Origin of the sequence: Bacteriovorax sp. DB6_IX, from assembly GCF_000447775.1 — a bacterium.
Taxonomy (GTDB): Bacteria; Bdellovibrionota; Bacteriovoracia; order Bacteriovoracales; family Bacteriovoracaceae; genus Halobacteriovorax_A.
Window position 1 is genome coordinate 1 of the sequence record NZ_AUNJ01000461.1, and the last position, 2,631, is coordinate 2,631.

Consider the following 2,631-nt stretch of genomic DNA (forward strand, 5'->3'; position numbering starts at 1 on the left):
TGATCGCATAAGAAGTATTTGCAATTAAGAGATAACCAATTGATGCTAATTCAAAAATATGAAGAGCCTCCAGCGCAAAAGGGTTAAGCAAACCGGAAAAATATGAGTGTGCTTGGTTTAACAGTTCAGTAAACTGATTCATGCGACCTCCTCAAATGCTCTCAAGGAGTAGATATTATTTATAATTTTATGACTAGGATGCCCCGGATCTTCAAAGATATCTCTCAAATAATGATTTCCAGAACTATTCTTAAGCTCAACAAGAGAATAACACGCTTCATTACGAACAAAGAAATCAGTATCACAAGTTAACTTCTTTAAAATTTCAACGCCCCTTTCATCATCAAGATTTTTAAGAATCTTTGCGATTCTAACTCTTAACTCTATTGAGCTCGACTGATAATAGATTTTTAGTAAATAGAAAAACCTCTCATCAGGAAAGTTAGATAAAATCTGTATGGCAGAAGAAATCACGCGTATACTTGATCTGCCACGAACTTCGTTCAAAATAATATCCTTAACCTCTTGTACAGGATAGGTTTCGAGAACTTTAAGTAGAATCTCGAGAAGCTTTTCATTAGGAAGGTGTGATAACATAAAAATCAAATCTTGGATCTTCAAGTTGGCGTATTTGGCCATAAGTTGAAAAAGAACACCCCGATATTCTAAGTTTCTCTCATCTTGAATAAACTTTAAAAGAGGAACGAATGCCTTATCATTATAAGTCTGAATATAGAGATCAAGTGCCATCCAGCGAAAAACCAAATGTTCATCGATTAAGAGAGACTCCAAAGTTTCAATCTCTAACCTCTTCCCAAGAAGCAATAGGCGATTTAATGCTCTTACTCTTTTACGATATCTTATACTTTTTAGTGCCTTCAAATCGTATTCGTAAAATCCTGCAGATTCGTAAAGTTCAATAATCCTCTCTCTTTCTGGACCATTCAAAAGCTTACAGAGGGATAGCAGATAATCTCGAAGACAAAGCTCGTGGGGAATATTATGATCCTTTGCACCTTCAAGAATATAATCTTGAATAAGGCCCTCATACTTTTTAAGTATTTTTATATTCCTATACTTTATTATTCTTTCGTAATTTTTTTAATGAAGACAAAGCCACTCATCCCTAAGAAAATTCCTAGAAGTATCTTAAGAAGTAAATAGAGTGTTTCGATTTGAGTTCCAATCATTTAAAACTCGAATTGTAACCCAACACCAAACATATCATACTCAAAGCTTTCTTCATTGCGTCTCTCATAGATAAGATACGGTTGAATCTTCTTTTTCAAATGTAACTTTAGTCCAAGAACTTCATAATTGGAGTCAGTACTTCCAGAAAGATATGGTCGACTAGATTCATCTTCCCCACTAGAATACCATCCAGAAATGGCAAGACTCTCCACTCCAAAATAAGAAAGTTTTAAGACCCTTGACTCCATATCTAAAGGGAGGGACAAATCAAGCAACCAATCACCAAAGTAATACTCAAGTGATAAATTAAAAATGGAGATGGTTTTGTCGCTATATTCTCTAAACTCTCCATCTACTCCAATAGTAAGTTCTTTTAAAAATTTGTAATCAAGCCCCAAATGATAAGCATTCTTATACGTAAACTCTGGAGAAATTGTATGTTCTGCCCCTATCTCAAAACCGTAGCGCTCTATGTCTCGTCGATAGTTTGCTGAAATAATCTGATCCTTAATCTCTTTCTCTCCAAATTCTCGTTCAATATTCTTTAAACCAAGTTGAAGATGATGAACTTTCTTCCAATAAAAGAGTCCATTAATATTGGCTTCTGCCAAATTATTTCCATCAGAATTCTGATACTTAAAATAATTCAAATCAAGAAGATTTCTATTAGAATCATCAAAAAGACTCTTAATATTTAAAACTTCTACAGAATTAGGAAAACTAGAGACCAACTGCTTATAAGAAGACAACTCTTTTGTTCCATCACTTTCATAAGAGCACAGAATAAAGCGATAAAGATTCTTTTTGCTATCTCCACCATCGTATTTATTTAAATAACGATACACTCTTGAGCAAGACTTATAGTTTTCTCGATACCAATAGTAGTCTCCCAACATTCTATAATAGACTTCTTTATTACTCTTTATTTTACCAACAGCTTTCTTGAAAACGTCATATTTCTTTTGCCATAGTAATGAACGCAAGTAGAACTCTTGAAGCTCAATACTATTAGGGCTAAGCTTTAAAAACTCTTGTGAACACTTCTCAACTCCTTCAGAAGCACCTTGAGAAACCAACTGTTTCAGAGTTTCCATTTGTCTATCATAATCCCTTACTGCCGAGCAGTTTCGCTCTAGAGCATAGGTAGATGTAGAAAAGGCTATGATCAAAAAGAGGAGAAATTTCATTTCAACAACTTCTCGACACGAAGTATCAGTTCTTTAGAATTGTAAGGCTTATCCATAAAATCATCCGCTCCCATTTTTAAAGACCTCAAGCGATCTTTAACAAACTGTTTTCCTGATCCAACTAGAACCTTTCCTTTGTAGTCCTTATGAAACTTATTCAAATGATTTAGAAAATCATAACCAGTCATCTGACGCATCATAAGATCTAGAATAATAAGGTCCGGTTGAATTTCTTTTATTTTCTCTAGTCCAA

General features: G+C 34.1%; 3 protein-coding genes. All 3 read right to left on the reverse strand.

Translation table 11 applies throughout. The features are described 5' to 3' along the window. Positions 1–138: 138 nt before the first annotated feature. Positions 139–750 (reverse strand): HEAT repeat domain-containing protein, encoded by a 612-nt coding sequence (locus M901_RS14335; RefSeq protein WP_198295410.1) that lies wholly within the window; start codon positions 748–750, stop codon positions 139–141. Between the two features lie 440 nt (positions 751–1,190). After that, positions 1,191–2,285 (reverse strand): hypothetical protein, encoded by a 1,095-nt coding sequence (locus M901_RS14340; protein WP_157680050.1) that lies wholly within the window; start codon positions 2,283–2,285, stop codon positions 1,191–1,193. 89 nt (positions 2,286–2,374) lie between these two features. Further along, positions 2,375–2,631, reverse strand: a 257-nt coding sequence (locus tag M901_RS14345; protein ID WP_021278930.1) for a response regulator transcription factor, incomplete at its 5' end; no start/stop codon positions are given.